This is a genomic window from Dyella sp. C9, assembly GCF_003332825.1.
In the GTDB taxonomy this organism is placed as follows: Bacteria; Pseudomonadota; Gammaproteobacteria; order Xanthomonadales; family Rhodanobacteraceae; genus Dyella.
On record NZ_QIRF01000003.1, the window covers coordinates 96,604 to 114,525 of the forward strand.

Here is a 17,922-nt window from a genome sequence, read left to right on the forward strand (position 1 = left end):
TTCTATCGTTCTTGTCGGGTACCGGATCCAGTCCGGCACGTTTGCGCGTTCTCCTTTGCTGCGATCCCTGGCGTCGCTCCTGGCGACAGCTCCCATGTGCATCAGCCTGCGTGAACATTGTTGACAAGCAGGCGCGCGATGGAACTACCGTTGGTCGGATAAAAGATGCCGCTCGTCTGTCGCAAGTAATTGAATTTACAAGAAAAAATATCAATTGCTTGTGCAGATTTCTTTCGTCGCAAGGATCTTTTGCAGTAATTTCCATGCACATCGAAGTGTTCTGCCGGTGCATCCATGCGAGCGCGCGCCGTAGTTGCTTTCGTCGTGGGCAAGCGAGAGGTCGACTCCGCGCACGGCGCATGCCGGTCTCCCGGCGTTTGGATGGCTGTCCGCGAGATGATGGAATGCCAGGGCGTCTTTGGCCGGGCTTGGGTCCGTGCTCGTGCGTAGTTGACGCGAATGCACGTTTGGCTGCGGATGCACATGCGATTGGTACAGGAATTTCCGGGGGAGATGGCGAAAGCTGTCGCGAACACGGCGCTCGCATGTGCAAGGCATGCAAGCTGGTTGCAGGCCTTTGGGTCGCCGGCACCATCGCGATTTGTGCCGTGGATCACGTCTGCGCGGGCGTTGTGCAACAGGCCGAGCTGCATGATCGCTGGCAACGCTGCCTATGCGCAGGGACGTGCGATACGGGGCGGGTAGCGGCGCTGTCGGCGATCCGACATCGCGTGGAAGCGCCCCCGTACGGTGCCTATGGCAAGGGACGCTTTCCGCAGAGTTACCCGCTATGAACGCCTTGGGCGCAAGGAGGGGCGATACGAAGCTCCCCGGGCCGGTAGCCTCTGGAGCCCGGCCAGACCGGGTTTGCGGTGTGATGGGCATCACTGATGCTGCGATTTCCTAGCCGTTTGTCGGAAAGTTCTTGCCTTCCGTCGAGGCGGGCGCCGCTATCGCAATCGTCTCGACTAGATTTGGCGCAGGAAATTGGGGGGGGGCTCATGCGCACCGGATCGCATCAGCGAGGCGACTCGCTCATCGAGGTATTGGTCTCGATCGTGATTTTCAGCCTGGGTGTGCTGGGCGTGGCGCTCCTGCAGCTGAAGGGCATGCAGTTCACCAAGCAGTCCGGCTCGCGCACGACCGCCATCGAGCAGACGCGCTCCCTGGCCGATGCCATGCGGGCGAATCCCAACGGTGTTTATGGGGTGGCTACCGAATCGGCTATTGGTGCACTCAATGGGAATCTCTCCGGCAGCTACTACCTGTATGACGGTACGGATGCGCCGGATCCCGCAGCATGCGGCAGCGATAACGTGGCCTGCGTGCAGGCGAAGAACGACCTGCTCAACTGGCTGGCCGTACTCAATGCCAATACGGCCGCTCCTACCGCCAGCGGGGCCCTGCGCGCGCAAGTCGTCGTGAACCAGCAATCGGGCGCGCTGACCATCGCAACGCGTTGGGACGGGATGATCCCCGGGTCCGATGGCGCGACTTCGGACGACTCCTATCAATTCGATTACCAGCCCTGACCCGGTGCGCCGCCCCATGCGTGAATCCTCACCCTACGGCCGCTCGCGCGGTTTCTCCATGATCGAACTGATGGTGACGATGGTGCTCGGCTCCATTGTCGTCGCCGGCATGGTCAGCCTGTTCATCTCGAGCAAGCAGTCGTTCCAGGTGCAGTCCGGCGACAACTACCTGCAGGACAACATGCGCTTCGCTTCGGACCGCCTGGGCTGGGCTCTGCGGATGTCGAACTTCTGGGGTGGCGACTCCATCAGTGCCAACAACCTGACGGTGGGATCTTCGGCCCCGTCGGCGATCACTGCGCTGGGCAAATGCAATGGCGCCTGGGCCACGGCGGTGGACCCGGGTACGACCGGCGGCGGTGGCGTTTTCGGCTATGACGGCGCGGCGACGTTCCCGTTCGACGCTACCTGCATCGGCGGTGCCGCCAACTACGTGCCGCAGTCGCCCGTGCTGGTGGTGCGCTACGCCGATCCCCAGATGCTGCCGCCGGGACCGGCGGTCTCGGGTTTTGCGCCGGCCGAGTCCAGCACGATCAGCGGCAATCCGAGCGAAGTGTTCGTGCTGAGCGTGCCGGCTTCGTCCGCCCAGTTGTTCGCCGGGACGCCGCCGACCACGGATATTCCCGGCCTGCATCGTTACGCCTACCAGTATCACGTGGAGATGTACTACCTGCAGCCCTGCGACGTGTATGCCAGTGGCAGTACGTGTTCGGCCAGCGCCGACAATGGCATGCCGCTGCCCACCCTGATGCGCCTGTCGCTGCAGGCCAATGGAACACTGAGCGCGCAGCCTGTGGTGGACGGCATCGAACAGCTCAATTTCGAATATGGCGTGGTGACGGATACAACCGGAGCCCAGCTGACGCCAACCTATGAAACCGCCACCGAGGTCACCAATGGTGGCCTGTGGGGCAGGGTGGTGTCGGTGCGGGTGTCCATCGTGGCGGTCAATCCGAGCCGCGATCTCAAGGTGCCGCATGGGCAGCTCATCACCTTGGGCACCTTGGGTACGTGCACGTACACCATCAACGTAGGCAGTGCTCCCACCACTACCGGGTGCCCGAACTTCACGCCTTATGGCGACAAGCCTTGGCAGTTCACCCGTGTCGCGCAGTCGTTCATCGTGCAGTTGCGCAATCAGGCGCAGGAGCTGGGTTATGCGAATGCTCAATAACAAGGATGCCTGCACGGCCATGCGCGGCAAGTCGGTCGATCGGGGCCAGCGCGGCGTGGCGCTGTTCATGGGCATGATGCTGTTGCTCGTGCTCACCCTGGTGGCGCTGGTGGCCATGCGCAGCACCCTGCTGGACATGCGTGTGACCTCGTCCACGGCCACTCATCAGCAGGCATTTGAATCATCCGAGGCGGCTCGCGAAGTTCCGGAGGCGCTGTTGACTGCTTACGGCTACTACCACGGCTGGCCGGAGAGTTGGGGCGGCACCATTCCTGACGCGCAGTACCAGCTAAGCAGCACGTTTCTCAACCGGCCCAACTGGCTCAATCAGCTCAAGCCGAACGGATCCACCGGACTGCAGACCTCCTGCAACGGCGCGTTGGCGAACTTCATTCTCAACGTGCCCTGCATTCCCGGGCAGACCGACGCCTACAACTACACCCCGTCACAGTGGGCGACCACCTTCATCATGGATACCTGCACCGACGGCTCGCCTGCGCCCTGCGCCTCGGCCAACCTGCAGGTGGTGAATGCCGTGGCCATCGTGCGCGACGGCGTATCGACCAACGCCGGATCTGGCGCCGCGGCCCAGCAGGGCTACGCGAGCATCGGCGTGGGAAGTGCCCGTGGTGGCGCCCTGCTGATGTTGCAGATCCGCAGCAGCTCCGTCGTGGCAGGTACCAGCCAGGCCGTGACCACCGCGCAGTATCGACTGAATATCGTGAATTGAGGACACCCGCGTGACCAAGTCCGGATTTCCCCTGCGTGGATGGTTGCTGGCGCTGCCTCTGCTGCTGCTGAGCGCCTTTGCCGTCTGGACGGTCGGCGCCGCAACGACGACGGCGACCGTCCCGACAGGGCCGATCTCGACGACCGTGAATGCCAACTTCACGATGACCAATTACACGGCCTATCCCGCCGGCATCAATTCCTTGAGCGCGCCGGACGTGCCGCCGATCATCATGCTGGTGATGTCGCGCGACGAGCAGCTGTTCAACAAGGCGTACTCCGACTACACCGATCTGAACAACGACGGCACGCTGGACACGACCTACCTCGACTCGTTCACCTACAACGGCTATTTCGACCCGAACATCTGTTACTCCTATGGCACCATGCCGGCCGGCGGAACGGGGTTCTATGCAGCTGTCAGCGTGAGCGTCAACATCCACGAATGTCCGTCCGGGCAGAGTTACTGGAGTGGCAACTTCCTGAACTGGCTCGCGATGAGTCGCCTGGACATCGTGCGTTGGACGCTCTATGGCGGCATGCGCCAGATCGACACGGCTACTGCGACGGTCCTTGAGCGCGCCGAGATCCCGGTGGACCTGCACTCCTGGGCCAAGGTCTATAGCGGCAGCGATATCGCCAACCTGGCACCGTTCTCCGGGACCACCACGTTCTGCAATACCTCAGGCGGCTCAGTGTCGGCGACCTCGATGACGGCCGCTACCGCCTCGAATGGCAACATCAGCTCTACCGGCAAGTGGGGTAGCTTCGGCACGTCACTGTCCGGTGTCCAGAGCACGCCGTTCATCCGTACGGCGTCAGGCGCATGGAACGACTGGGCGGCCAATGCAAAGGTGCAGTGCTTCAACCGTACCGGTAATGCCGATGGCAATAACGTGGACAGTGCCAAACCCAGCGGTACGATCACGGACTATGTGGCCCGTGTGCAGGTTTGCCAGACGTCCAGCGGGTCGTCATCGACGCCGATCGAGTCGTTCTGCGTGCTCGAAAACACCGGAACCATGAAGCCCGAGGGCCTGTTGCAGAAATACAGCAAGGGCGATGCTTACGAAAAGCATTTTGGCCTGGTGACGGCATCGGCAGTCAACGCACGCGGGCCGGGCCAGCTGAGGCGCAATGTGGGCATGCTCGCTGGCAATGGCGGCAACACCACCTATTGCCAAACTGACAGCACCGGCGCTGGCGACGACGACGAGTTCGACAGCAATACCGGCCAGTTCTGCTACAAGGAGCTCGCTCAGACGCCATCCGAGGGCATCGTCTACTCGATCGACCGCTTTCAGATCACGGGTTGGCAGTACGAGTCCTCGGGCTCGGATGGTGGCTATTACGACTACGGTGACAGCCCGTCGTCGACGGGTTGCTATGGGCCCAGCAATCCCTGGGGCGCACGCGGTTACCAGCTGCTGAAGACAACGACCATGTGCCCGGATTTTGGCAATCCGATCGCAGCGGTCTACGCAACGGCCTTGCAGTACATCCAGGGCCAGTCGACACCTTCAACGGCGGATACCACGGGGCCTCTGCCCAACCCCGCATGGGTGGACCCGTATGGCACGCCGGCCGGCTCGTCGACGCAACGCAATGCAGAATGCGCGGCCTGCTCGATCGTGCTGATCAGCAGTGGCCTTAACACATTCGATGCGCCAGGCACCCAGACGCTGCCGACCGTCAACAATCTCAGCAGCAACTTGTCGACCCTGATGAGCAGCATCCAGCAGGGCGAGGCGCTGAGTGGCAACTACTTGCTTTCCACCTACTACACGGGCGGTACCGATACGGGCACGCTTACCGTGGGTGGAGCTACGACCAGCGACGTGGCCGCCTGTTCGTCAGCTGCGCTCAGCAGCCTCAATTCACTGGTCGGCATCTGTAATGGCGCTCCGGGCCAACAGGGCGGTTATCTGTTCGCGGGGCTTAGCCTTGGTGCATGGAATGCATCTGGTCTCGCACCTATCCGCACCGATGGGCATGTACCTGGCACTTTCCAGATCAAGACCTTCGCCGTGGCCTTGTCGGACAACCTGCCCTCATTCAGCATTCCGGTTGGAACGAGCGGCACCATTTCGCTGGCGCCGAGTTGCCGCGCGAGTGCGGACGGCACGAATTACACGACGTGCTTCATTGGCAGTGTGCAGATCGGCGCGCAGAGCGATTACAACCTGAGCGCCACGAAGACAGGGTGGAATACCTACGGCTTGATACCCACCACGGCCTATCCGAACGTGGGCAGCTTCTATTTTGTCTGGGAAGATTCGCAGTACGGCTCGGACCACGACCAGGACGCCAACAACCTCATTTCCTATTGCGTCGGCGCCAGCTGCAACATGCCCTCTGTCGTGAATACGGCGAGCGGCGCGGTGGCCATCTGCGACCCGGCGGTGTTCAACGGCTCCATATCGTCCAAGACCTCGACGACCACCTATTCGACGACGACCAGCAGCCAGGCGTGCAATGCCAATGGCACCCTATCATTCACGCCTGGGGCCAATGACGTGGTGATCCGCAACCAGCTCGTGGCCTACAGTTCGGGCGACATGTTTGTCGGTTACGAGATCAGTGGTACGGGCACGACGGACGGCCTGCATGAAATGTTCATGTCCAATGGCGGTGGCTCGAGCAGCGCCACGCAGAACGGTGCCGCATTCAACTGCAATCTCATGGGCGGCGTTCTTGCGGGGTTCTCCAATTATCCCGGCGACTGCAAGAGCGCTCCCGTTGTCGATCATTACACGCTGGGCACCACGTCACCGGTGCAACCCCTGCAAACGCCTCTCTGGTACGGTGCCAAGTACAGCGGCTTCACCGGTACGCTGCCTTCGCTGCCGGCCGGGCAGGACCCTTCCAACTACTTCTTCGCCCGCAATGCGGGCCAGTTGAAGGCGCAGCTGGACTCGGTGTTCCAGTCGATCACCTCGCTGGCGGCCAACAACTTCGGCAACGCTACCACGCCTTCGTCGAGCAATGACGTGCAGGGCAACGGCCTGGCCTACCAGGTCCAGTACTACATGCAGCGCAACGGCATCAACTGGACCGGCGACTTGCTGGCGTTGTGGACGGATGCTAACGGCTATCAGCGCGAAGGCACGATGAGCCAGACCGGCAATGAAGAGCTGGACGCCAGCGCTAACTACGTCGTCAACGGGCCGGATTCCTCTCAGGGTGCGTTGCCTGGCGCCATGGCGCAGTACCGGTGCAAAGCCTCGACCGCACTGCTGCAGGCGTTGCAGGCCGGTGGGTTCACCCCGGTGGGCAATAGCGCCTGTACGGAGGTGAATGCTGTTTCCAATCCGCTGGTCCCGGCCTGGGATGCGGATACCTTGTTGAACGCCTATTACGACCCGACCACCACAGCGGGGCAGTCGGCCATCACAAACGTGTCCGTACAACGCAGCTACACCGCCGATTCCGGAAGTGGGAGCGGCGTAGGTAGTCGCTACATCTTCACCTATCTTCCCACCGTGTCGTCCGGTAATTGGGCGCCGAATGGCGGCAACGCCACGGGCACGATCACCAATGGTATCCAGACCGACTTCGTGTGGAACGACAGCAGCTGCAGTTCCACTGGCGTCTATACGCCGGGGGCGCAGGCTGGGTTCTGCGGGACCTACAGCACTGCCAATAAAGTGCGTTCCGGCAACTACAGTCTGCTGAACGAGCAGAGCCCCACTCTCGCCAAGGAGCTGGTCAACTGGGTGCGCGGCGTGGAGTCGCCGGACTATCGCAGTCGCACGACGGTGTCGAGTACCAGCGCCAACACCTTCCGCCTGGGTGACATCATCGACTCGTCGCCGATGATCGTGGGTACGCCGGCGGAGTCCTACGACACGCTGTACAACAGCGCCAGCTACGGCGCCTTCCGTCTGAACTACTCCAATCGCCGCCAGATGGTGTACGTCGGCGGCAACGACGGCATGCTGCACGCATTCAACGGCGGCTTCTACGTTCCGTCCCAGACCGTGGCGACGGTGGGGGGAAGCTCGACAGGCAATGCCGACCCGACGGTTTATCGCCAGCTGCCGTCGGGGCTGGGCCTGAGCTCCGGTGACACCAATCACACCTACGGCAACAACTGGACACTGGGCCAGGAGGTATGGGCGTTCATCCCGGGCAACCTGTTGCCTCATCTACGCTGGATGGCCGACAAGAACTATACCCACGTGTTCTATGTCGATGGTTCACCCGTGGCCAGCGACGTGCAGTTGTGGGGTACCGGTTCGAGCACGTCGTGCCAGGCCGGCCAGGCTGCGGCGGCGGATATCGATGCGTCCGGGCATGTCTGCGGCTGGGGTACGGTGATCGTTGTGCCGTTCCGCCTTGGCGGCGGCTACATCCAGGTGGACACGGTCGGTAGCGACAACAACGCCACAGCCAACCTGCAGACATCCAATCCTGCCTATGTGGTGCTGGACGTGACCGATCCTGAGCAGCCGCCCACGGTGCTGGGCGAGATCACCACGGCGGCCTTCAACGCCACCACATCCACCTATACCACGGGCACGTTCACCACGTCGGCACCGTCGTTCGTGGCGCACCGCGAGTCGGACGGCGTGACGCACTTCCTGCTCGCGATCGGCTCGGGCCCCGGTGACGATGGCGGCCCGATCCCCAGCACGAACTCGACGGGCATCCCGAACAATGTCCTGTGGTGCGGCACCACGCAGACGGCCGGCAACAAGGTGGTCCAGGCGCCCTGCGGTGGCAACCTCAGCGTGTCTGTCTATGACCTTGCGCAGATGGTCAAGGGCACCAGCACGCCGGTAACGACGCTCACTGGACCCGCCAACAGCTTTGCCGGTGACATGGTCGCGTCGGACTTCAACCTGAACTTCAGCGACGAGGCGGTGTACTTCGGCGTGGTGACCAATCCGACGACGACCACCACCAACGGCACCTATACCGACAAGACACCCTTCTCGGGGGCGCTGTACAAGCTGGACATGAACACCGGACCTACCACGCTCAAGGGCCAGCCGAGCACGCCCGATGTCAGTGACCCGAGTACCTGGGCATTGAAGTTGGTGATCAACAACGGCCAGCCGGTGACGATCCGGCCGACGTTGGCGACCGACAGCTCCGGGCGTCCGATGATCTATTTCGGTACGGGCCGCTCCTATACGCAGGACGATGACAGTGGCAGTTCGCTGCAGGGTACTCAGCAGCAGTACATCTACGGCGTCGCTGACGTGAGCCTGATGACCGGGCTTCCGGCCAATTGCGTGACCCTGCCCGTCAGCACGAGCTCGTTGTTCAACGCATCCACGACGACCCTGGGAACCACCGGGACGATCACCGTGGGAACGGGAAGCGGACTGTCCAACGCCTCGAGCGTGACCGACATCAATCAGCTGACGACCGCGTTGACCTCGGTGGACACCACGGCAACCGATGCGAACTACCAGTGCTACCTGTACAACGGCTGGAGTTATGCGTTGACGCCGGGAGTGTTGCCCTCGACGACGGGCGGCACGCCCACCGCAGCCCAGGCGCAGCCGTCCGAGCGCGTGGTGAGCAGCCAGGTCCTGTACTCACAGATCCTGCTGACGCCGACCTATATCCCGCCCGGCGCGGCGGCGATCGCGGCAGCCAATTCGACCGTGTGCAATCCGGTGCCGGTGCCGGGTACCAGCAACCTTTATGGCATGGACTATCTGACGGGCACCGCGAATGTCGCCATGGCGGGGTCGTTCGGTTCGGTGAAGGGCATAGTCAGTACGTCCGTCGGCCTCGGCAGCGGTCTGGCCTCGTCGCCCGTGTTGCATACCGGTAACGGGACCGTGACGGCCGCCCTTGGCCTGAGTGGCGGAACCACCCTGCAGAACGTCAGTGGCATGACCACTCCAAACAATGCCGAAATTTCCTGGCGTGAACCGGCGACCAATCAATGAAGATGAAATCCTCATCCACCCGCGGTTTCAGCCTGATTGAACTGCTTGTTACGGTGATTATCCTGTCCGTGCTTGCCGCCATTGCCATACCGAGTTATTGGCAGTACGTGACACGGGGGCGTCGCACCGACGCGACCCGGGCCTTGCAGGATGTGGCTTCGCGGGAGGAGAGCTATTTCTTTTCCAACAGTGCCTACACCTCGTCCCCGACCGCGCTTGGTATCAGCTCTCCGACCATGTACAGCCCGTTCTATACGGTGAGCGTGGTCTCGGCCAGTACCACGGCTTACGTGGCGCAGGCAGTGCCGATCAGCACCCAGGCGAAGGACACGGCATGCGCCACGCTATCGATCAATCAGGCGGGAAGTCAGATGACCACGGGCACGGCTACGCCCGCTACCTGCTGGGGCTCTCAGTAAGCGGCGTGCGTAGGCCGGCCTGTCTTGCGGGCCGCACGGGCACGGTGTTGCATTCATGTGGCAATGATCATGGGCAAGGGTTTCTGGGTGACCGATATGGCTGACAGGACGATTCGACCGCGCTCCCTGCGCACGCTGGGGGAGCGAGGCTTCACCCTTATCGAGCTGGTGGTGGCGCTGGTGGTGGCCGCCATCCTCATAGGATTCGCCATCCCGGCCATGCATACCTACATCCAGAACAACCGCGTGGTGGCGCAGGCCAACGGCCTGATCGCCGACCTGCAGTACGCGCGCGGCGAGGCGGTGGCGACGCACGGTTATATCTCGGTTTGTCCTTTGGCCAGCGCCGGCGGCAACTCGTGCGATACGACGGATGGCAGCTATGCCCAGGGTTGGATGGTGTTCACCACGTCGGGACCAGGCACCAACTACAACAGTACGACTGGCACAGTGCTGCGGGTGCAGATGGCCCCGACCACGACGACGGTCAACGCGAATTCCAACGGCATCTTGACGTATGACTCGTACGGCCAGCTATGGGCCTCGAATCAGGTCTCGGGGACATCGTTTACCGTATGTGCGATATCCAGCGGCACTTCGGGGTCGAGCGCGATCGTTGGGTCGATGGTCAATGTCTCGTCTTCAGGACGGATAGTGTCGATGCCGCCGCAAACCTCGTACTGCAGTTCGACCTGAATTCGTCGGGCTGGAGAACAGAAGGGGCCTTGTGGCCCCTTTTCGTTTTGCACGCGCAGTTACCCTTCAGCTTTCGGCCCATTGCCTGAGCAGGTTGTGATACACGCCGGTGAGTTGCAGCACGGCGTCGGGAGAGGCCTGGCTGCGGGTGAGAGTCTGGATGGAGGTGTCCAGCTCGAACAGCAGTCGCCGCTTCGCGTCGTCGCGCACCAGGCTCTGCACCCAGAAGAAGGCGGCGATGCGCGCACCCCGTGTCACCGGCGCCACGCGGTGCAGGCTGCTGGAAGGGTAGATGATGATGTCCCCGGCGGGCAGCTTCACCTCATGCTCGCCGTAGGTGTCGCTGATGATCAGCTCGCCGCCGTCGTAGTCTTCGGGCTCGGCGAGGAACAGCGTGCAGGAGATGTCGCTGCGCAGCTGCTCGCCGCCGGGCAGTGACATGACGGCACCATCCACGTGGAAGCCGTACTGGCCGCCGCCTTCGTAGCGGTTGAAGCGCGGCATCAGCGTGCGCAGCGGCAGCGTGGCAGCGTGGTATTGCGGATGACGCCCCAGGGCCGCGAGCACCTCTCGCCCCAGTTCCTCGCGCAGCGGGGAGCTGTCGGGCAACTGCAGGTTGCGCTTGACCTTGGCGCCTTGGGGGCCAACGGTTTCGCGGCCATCGGTCCAGTCGGCTGCATCCAGCTCGGCGCGTAAGCGCGAGACCTGCGCGTGATCGAGGATGTTGGGGATGTGCAGCAGCATGGCGGGTTCCCGTGGTGAGGCAGCCTATCGTCGTGCCAGTGAAGGCTGGAATCCAGCGCCTGGTGCCGTCGGCTGGAGGCTGGGGATCCAGCATCTTCATGAATCAATCGGCGCTGGATCCCAGCCTCCGCCGGGATGACGGTCGGTCAGTGGTCCACTAGAACCTGATGTTCGCCGTCAGCATGGCCGAGCGCGGCGCTCCAGGCGTGTAGCGATAGCCGCTCTTGTTGATGGCTGCGACATAGTCCTTGTCGAAGATGTTGTACACGTTCAAACGCAGGTCGAAGTTCTTGGTGATGGGGTATTCGGCCATCGCATCGAACACCCAGTAGGCCTGCGTGTAGGCCGGCGTGCCGATGGCCGAGTCGGTACCGCGCTCCATTTCGCCGGTGTAGCGCGCACCGCCGCCGATGGTGAGGCCGAACGGCAGCAGGTAGCTGGTCCAGCTGGTGAAGGCCTTCTTGGGCGTGTAGGCGAGGTCGGAGGAACCGTCTTCCGCCACGGCCGTGCCGCTGAGCACGCTGGCATTCATGGTGGTGAAGCCGGCGCTGACCGCCCAGTTCTCGGTGATCTTGCCCACCGCGCTCAACTCCACGCCCTGCACGCGTTTCTGGCCGATCTGGTAGTAGAGCAGGGTGATCGGATCCTGCACGAGGTCATTGGACACCGTGGTCTGGTACAGCGCCCCGGTCAGCAGCAGGCGTTCGTCGCCCAGCTCCCACTTGGTGCCCAGTTCATAGGTGCGCGCGCGCTCCGGTTCGAGGTTCGGCTGGTCGAGGCTGCTGGCGGAGCTGCTGAAGGTCAGCGTGTCGCCACCCGGCGGTTCGGCCGACACCGCGTAGTTGGCGTAGAGCGTGCCGTGGTCGGTGAGCTTGTACAGCGCGCCGAGCTTCCAGTTGTACAAGTTGTCGCCGGTGCGCACATCGAGGCCGGGCACGATGGTGCCGGTAGGCAGCGTGCCGCACGCGGGGTTGCCCTTGGAACCGCACTGCACAGTGCTGTCGTAATCGGTGTCGTAGTGATCCAGGCGTATGCCCGCGTTGACCTGCCAGCGCTCGCCGAACTTCAGCGTGTCGAACACGTAGGCCGAGGCGGTGTTGGTCTTGCCGTTGGTATAGGCACCGGTCTGGCCGTAGGGCGGTACCGCGACATCCCACTGCGGGTCGTACAGGCTCGCCGCGGGCCATGCCTTGCCGTTGATCGAGGCATAGCCCACCGTGGTGGCCTTCTCCTGGGTCAGCTCGATACCGGTGCTCAGGTTGTGCGTTATGGCGCCGGTGTCGAAGTTGGCGGTGAGGTTGGTCTGGTCGGTGATGATGCGGTTGACCGAGTGCTTGAAGGTCGGGTTGCTGCGCGCGATGGTCCAGGTCGACGGATCGAGCGGGTTGGGCGTCAACAGGTTGGCGGCGCTGCCCATGAACGAGGTGAGCAGGTAGTCCTCGGCGGTGCGGCCCCAGCGCAGCGTGTTGTGCAGCGCGAGGTTGTCATTGAAGTCGTGCTCCAGGCGCGTGGTGAACATGTCGGCGCTCACGCGGTCATGGTCGGCCGAGGTGCCGTAGAAGTTGGACGAATCCACTTCCGGCGCATCGCTGAGGAACGGGCGCTTCGGGTCCGGGCTGCTATAGCCCGGCAGCCCGATGGTCGGCACGCCACCGTCGGGCACGTTGTTCTGCTTCACGTGCAGGTAGTCCAGGTACACGCGGGTGGCGGTGCCCAGGCCGAAGGCGAAGCTCGGCGCCACGCCCCAGCGGTTGTTCTCCACCTGGTCGCGGCCGGGCACGCCGCTGTCCTGGCCCATCACGTTGAGGCGGAACGCCGAGGTGGCGCCCACCGTCTGGTTCCAGTCGGCGGTGGTGCGTCGCTGGTCGGCGCTGCCGTAGGAGAACGCGGCGCTCACGCCGTCGGTGAGTTCCGGCTGCTTGCTGACCATGTTGATCGCGCCGGTGGGCGCGGTGCGCCCGTTGTCGGTGCTGGCCGGGCCCTTGATCACTTCCACCTGCTCGGTGTTGAACACGTCGCGCGAGATGGTGCCCAGGTCGCGCACGCCATCGACGAAGATGCTGGTGGAGGTGTCGAAGCCGCGCATGTAGATGGCGTCGCCGGTGGAGGTCGAACCGTTCTCGCCGACATAGAAGGTGCCCACGCCCGGGCTGGTGCGCAGGGCTTCGGTCAGCGTGGTCGCGCCTTGCTGCAGGAACAGGTCCTTGCTGATCACGCTGATGGTCTGGGTGGTGGCGAGGATCGGCTGGGTGAATTTGGGCGAGGCGATCTTGTCGACTTTGTAGTCGGGCACGCCATTGGCATCGACCTGCACGCTGGAGAGCGTCTTGGGATCGGTGGTGGTCGTCGTGGACGCAGTGTCCGACGGTGCATCGGTGGCCGTGGCCGGCTGGACCAGCGCCAGGCCGGTCATCAGGGTGGCGGTGGCTGCGCTCAGGGCGGTGCGGGTAACAGGGTGCTTGCGGCTCTTGATGTAGGCCATGGGACATTCATTGATAGGGGATAGGGATGCCCGGCATCCATGCCGATGAAGCGCCATGGCGGGCAGAAGTCCGGCCCTGGTGCGGCCGGTTGTTTAATAAATGCTATTTAGAATGAGAATGATTCGCAAACGCAAGATATTGCGAAGGATTTTGCGCTTTGGGTTCAAGGCGATGGCGCGGAAGTCCGTGCGGTTGGGCTAACCTCATCGACCTGGTTTGAAGGAGTACCGGTCATGCGAGTGCTAGTGGTGGGTGCGGGAGCGACGGGCGGCTATTTCGGTGGACGGCTGCTGGAGCGTGGTCAGGACGTCACCTTCCTGGTGCGAGCCAAGCGCGCGGCGCAGCTGGCGCAAAACGGCCTGGTGATCCGCAGCAGCCTGGGCGATGCCGTGCTGCCGTCGCCACGCACCGTGCAGGCGGGCGCCATCGACGGGCCCTACGACCTGGTGCTGTTGAGCTGCAAGGCTTACCACCTGCCGCAGGTGATCGAGGACATCGCGCCGGCGATCGGGCCACAGACGGTGATCCTGCCGCTGCTCAACGGCATGCGGCACCTGGACCTGCTCGACGCGCGCTTCGGCGCCGAACACGTGCTGGGTGGCCAGTGCGTGATCGCGGCAACGCTGGATGCCGAGGGCGTGGTGCGTCATCTCAACCAGTCGCACAGCCTTACCTTCGGCGAGCGCGACGGCAGCCGCTCCGATCGCGTGCAGCGCATCCTCAAGCTCATGGAAGGCGCCAAGTTCGAGCCGCGGTTGAGCACCACCATCCTGCAGGACATGTGGGACAAATGGGTGTTCCTCGCTTCGCTCGCCGGCATCACCTGCCTGATGCGTGCGCCCGTCGGTGACATCGTGGCGGCACCGGGGGGCGAGGCCGCTACCCTGCAGTTGCTGGACGACTGTCGTCGCGTTGCCGCGATGCACGGGCATGAGCCCGCCGATGCTGTGCTTGCGCGCGCGCGCGGTGTGTTGACCGAGGCGGGTTCGTCGCTCAGTGCCTCGATGATGCGCGACCTGGAGCAGGGCGGCCCGATCGAGGCCGACCACGTGGTGGGCGACCTGATGGCGCGTGCGGAGGCGCAGGCCGATGCGCTGTTGATGCTGCGCACCGCCTACGCACACCTGAAGGCCTACGAGGCCCGGCGCGCGGGCCAGGCCTGAGTGCTCACGGCGGCCCGTGTGGCGTGATCGCCGGATCTTCCGTGGGGCATGACGGCGGACCGGAGGGCGTGATGCTGTGCGCCATGAGGTTGCGGCGCAGCCCCTGTTCCGGCGTCACCCACAGGCGTCCCTGCGCGGCGCAGTCGGCGGCGTAGTTGAACAGCGCCAGCATGTCTTTCTTGTTGAAGTCGATGAAGCTGTTCATCGGATAGTCCGCCGGTATCGACGTCATCACGAAGCGGATGTTGAGCTGGCGGCTGAAGGCGATGGTTTCGGCAACCGACTCGCGCGTCTTGTAGGTGAGGCCGGCGCCGAAGCTGCTGGTAAGCACCGGCAGCGTCTGCAGCGGCGTTTCCCGCGGAAAGTGGTGCATCTGGCTGTTGACGATCATGTACAAGTTGGCGTCGTGCAGCATCGACAACGCCTCCGGATGCAGCTCGGCGATCAGCGGCGTGGTGAACACCGGCGTGGTGACGCTGCCGTCGACATGCATTTCGTCGTAGTGATGCACGCCGTCGGTCACGTGGATCAGCACGGGCGGAAACATGCCCGGTACGCTGGCCGAAGCCACCAGTACGTCGCGGAAGGTTTGCCGTGCGGTTTCGCCCCCCAGCGCGGCGATGCCGCCCATGTCCCACAGTACGGTTTCACTCTTGTCCAGGTCGGTGGTGGCCACCACCAGGCGGCGCCCCTTGGCGTTCTCCCGCGCCACCGCGGCGATCATTTCCGGCGTCACGAAATGGTCCACCAAGGCGAACAGGCGGCCGTGGTTGCGCCCCATCGGGAACAGCAGTCGCGTGAACAGCGTGCGTGCGGGCGAACCCAGCAGTTGCGCGGTGGCATCGCCGCCCAGCGCCTGCTGCATGGCGACATCCCAGTCCGGGCCCAGGTAGGCGAACGGCGCCATCAGCGCGCCCACGCTGACGCCGGTCACCAGTTCGTATGGCGGGCGGAGGTGGGCACGGCTCAGTCCGGCCAAGGCGCCCACGCCGAAGGCGCCACCCGCACCTCCGCCGGAAAGGGCAAGGATGTCGATGTCGCCACTGCCGGCGGCGTCGCGGATGCCCTGGAAGAACTCCGGCGAGCGCCTGGTGAACTGCTCCACGTCGGAGGCGAGCAGGCGCACGCGGTCGGTGTAGCCCTCGGGCACCGCACCGGAGATCAGCCGCGGCGGCGGCGGTCGCCGCGTCGCCGTGCCACAGGCGGCCAGCAGGAACAGCACCCATAGCAGGAGCGCGATTCGGCGCATCGATCCTCCCAAGAGCACGTGCCCGGGGCCGGGATTGGGCCACGCCGCGTGTGCACTGGCCGTGTGGGCCCACCATGCCCGCGGCCCGGGCTACGTGGCAAGGCCCGGCAGGCGGCGACGCAGGGCTTACTGCAGTTCCACCGGGTCGAGCAGGCCGAGCTGTACCGCCTTGAGTATCGCCGCTGCGCGCGTGGTGCACTGCAGCTTCCGGAACACGCTCTCGACGTGCGTGCGCACCGTGCTGGTGCTGATCGACAGCTTCAGCGCGACGGCCTTGTTGCTCGCCCCCAGGCTGATGCAGCGCAGAACTTCCTTTTCTCGATCGGTGAGGACGTAGAGCTTGGTCACGGCGGGCGTCGCTGGGTGGGAAGAACGGCGGGGCGTTTGGGACAACAGGGCGCGTACGGCGGGGCCGTCCAGGCGTCCCTGTCGTGCTTCCTCGAACAAGAGTTCGCGCACCTGGTTGGCCGGGTACGCGCTGCGCCATGGCCGTGGACGGCCCAGCGCTGCCCGGGCCACGGCCGCGGCCAGGATGCGGCCTTCGAGCGGCACGTCGTCCGCCGTGAGGCCGCGGTAGTAGCCGGAGCCGTCAGAGCGCTCGTAGGCCAGCGAAGCCAGCTCGGCCTCCTTGCGCAGCGAGGGCAGCAGACGGCCGGCCCGCGATGTCCAGTACGGGGCGAGGCGCACGCGCTCCCACGCCGACTCCGACAGCGCGCTGGGCGTTTCCCAGATCATGTTGGGTATGGCGGTGCGCCCCATGCCGTGAATCAACGCAGCGCGGTAGAGCAGGTGCTGCACCGAAGGTTCCAGCCCCAGCTGTTCCGCGGCATCGCGCGCCAGCGCGGCGGCCAGTCGGGAGTGTCCGGTCATCCACGGCAGCTTCAGGTCGATGACGTCGGCCAGTACTTCGAGCGGAACGCCTTGTTCCAGTGCGTCGCCGCGAAGGACATCGATGTCCTCGGTGGTGCGGCGCGTGGCCAGTTCGGTGAACCAGGCGCGCGCGTTCGCCACGGCGGTGTCGACCAGGTCGGCGGGATATTGCCGATCCGCGCGCAGGCGCACCAGCGCGCACGCGCGCTCCAGTCCGTACAGCCGATGCAGGATCTCCAGGTCGCTGGCCATCGCGGTGAGGTAGACGAAGCGCGGTACCTCGTCGTGCGACAGGCCGCCCGGTGCACCGGAGCCGTCGTAGTTCTCGAACAGGTGGCGCAAGGCGTATTGCACGTCCTCGTCGAGGCTGAGCAGGGCGGCGATGTCGCCGGCCACTTCGCAATGGATGCGCGACAGCGAGAAGAACGCGGCGGGCCGGTTCTGCACACCGATCTTCAGGCCGCCCTCCGGGTCTTGCGTCGACAGCAGTGATTCGCGCAAGGCGACGTCGTCTCCGAAGGCGCGCGCGAATTCGTGTGCATTGGCCGTGCAACCGGACCAGCGCAGCGAGGCGACGATGGCGGCTTGCGCGCAGTGCGCCTCGTTGCCACCGGTGGCCTGGGCGAGCTGCCTGGCGAGCCAGGCCGTGCGCCAGGAGTGATCGGTCGGTTGACCCATGGCCAGGTCGCCCACGAAGGCGATGGCTCGGATCACGTCGCGGGCGGGCACGGCGGAAGTTGTGCTCATTCAGAAGGTTATAGCCCATCAGTGGCGCCGGGAAAGTCTACGGGGATCCCGCCAGGAGCCGGCATCGGATATTTGACCGATGCCCTGCGCCCAGGCGCCGGCGCAAGCTTGTTCCCACGGTAGGTCCCCGGTATCCGGATGCCCGCACAGCCTCTCCCCGACAGATGGCAGGCGGTTGCAACCCAACCATCAGGCACGTCATGGGCC

12 protein-coding genes are annotated in these 17,922 nt (G+C 64.2%); 7 read left to right on the plus strand and 5 right to left on the minus strand.

The window, feature by feature from the left end:
- Positions 1-101: 101 nt before the first annotated feature.
- Positions 102-653 carry a hypothetical protein gene (locus DVU99_RS19680; RefSeq protein ID WP_157971354.1) on the minus strand — a complete coding sequence of 184 codons (552 nt, stop codon included), beginning with the start codon at positions 651-653 and terminating at the stop codon, positions 102-104.
- Between the two features lie 348 nt (positions 654-1,001).
- On the opposite strand from DVU99_RS19680, the gene pilV reads away from it, so the two are divergent.
- From pilV to DVU99_RS05140, 6 genes are all read left to right on the plus strand, one after another.
- Positions 1,002-1,532 (plus strand): type IV pilus modification protein PilV, encoded by a 531-nt coding sequence (gene pilV / locus DVU99_RS05115; protein ID WP_157971355.1) that lies wholly within the window; start codon positions 1,002-1,004, stop codon positions 1,530-1,532.
- A gap of 16 nt (positions 1,533-1,548) precedes the next feature.
- On the plus strand, positions 1,549-2,706 hold the full coding sequence (locus DVU99_RS05120) for a PilW family protein (protein ID WP_198670190.1): 1,158 nt from the start codon (positions 1,549-1,551) through the stop codon (positions 2,704-2,706).
- Positions 2,690-3,436, plus strand: coding sequence for a PilX N-terminal domain-containing pilus assembly protein (locus tag DVU99_RS05125; RefSeq protein WP_198670191.1), 747 nt, complete (start codon positions 2,690-2,692; stop codon positions 3,434-3,436). The genes DVU99_RS05120 and DVU99_RS05125 overlap by 17 nt, the downstream gene beginning before the upstream one ends.
- A 10-nt stretch (positions 3,437-3,446) precedes the next feature.
- Positions 3,447-9,344, plus strand: coding sequence for a hypothetical protein (locus DVU99_RS05130; RefSeq protein WP_114239138.1), 5,898 nt, complete (start codon positions 3,447-3,449; stop codon positions 9,342-9,344).
- On the plus strand, positions 9,341-9,763 hold the full coding sequence (locus DVU99_RS05135) for a type IV pilin protein (RefSeq protein WP_114239463.1): 423 nt from the start codon (positions 9,341-9,343) through the stop codon (positions 9,761-9,763). Before DVU99_RS05130 ends, DVU99_RS05135 begins: the two co-directional genes overlap by 4 nt.
- Positions 9,764-9,832: 69 nt before the next feature.
- Positions 9,833-10,459, plus strand: a complete 627-nt coding sequence (locus tag DVU99_RS05140; protein ID WP_232823461.1) for a GspH/FimT family pseudopilin — start codon at positions 9,833-9,835, stop codon at positions 10,457-10,459.
- Positions 10,460-10,525: 66 nt separating this feature from the next.
- Here the strand turns inward: DVU99_RS05140 and DVU99_RS05145 are convergent, their stop codons facing one another.
- Both DVU99_RS05145 and DVU99_RS05150 read right to left on the minus strand, forming a co-directional pair.
- Positions 10,526-11,203 carry a Fe2+-dependent dioxygenase gene (locus DVU99_RS05145; protein ID WP_114239140.1) on the minus strand — a complete coding sequence of 226 codons (678 nt, stop codon included), beginning with the start codon at positions 11,201-11,203 and terminating at the stop codon, positions 10,526-10,528.
- A 157-nt stretch (positions 11,204-11,360) separates the two neighbouring features.
- Positions 11,361-13,685 carry a catecholate siderophore receptor Fiu gene (locus tag DVU99_RS05150; protein WP_114239141.1) on the minus strand — a complete coding sequence of 775 codons (2,325 nt, stop codon included), beginning with the start codon at positions 13,683-13,685 and terminating at the stop codon, positions 11,361-11,363.
- A 234-nt stretch (positions 13,686-13,919) separates the two neighbouring features.
- Here DVU99_RS05150 and panE point away from each other — a divergent pair, with 234 nt between their 5' ends.
- On the plus strand, positions 13,920-14,849 hold the full coding sequence (gene panE, locus DVU99_RS05155) for a 2-dehydropantoate 2-reductase (protein ID WP_114239142.1): 930 nt from the start codon (positions 13,920-13,922) through the stop codon (positions 14,847-14,849).
- Between the two features lie 4 nt (positions 14,850-14,853).
- Here panE and DVU99_RS05160 read toward each other — a convergent pair whose 3' ends face one another.
- Positions 14,854-16,098: a patatin-like phospholipase family protein gene (locus DVU99_RS05160; protein ID WP_114239143.1), complete on the minus strand. Its 1,245-nt coding sequence runs from the start codon at positions 16,096-16,098 to the stop codon at positions 14,854-14,856.
- 126 nt (positions 16,099-16,224) lie between these two features.
- Positions 16,225-17,715 carry an HD domain-containing phosphohydrolase gene (locus tag DVU99_RS05165; protein WP_114239144.1) on the minus strand — a complete coding sequence of 497 codons (1,491 nt, stop codon included), beginning with the start codon at positions 17,713-17,715 and terminating at the stop codon, positions 16,225-16,227.
- Positions 17,716-17,922 lie beyond the last annotated feature (207 nt).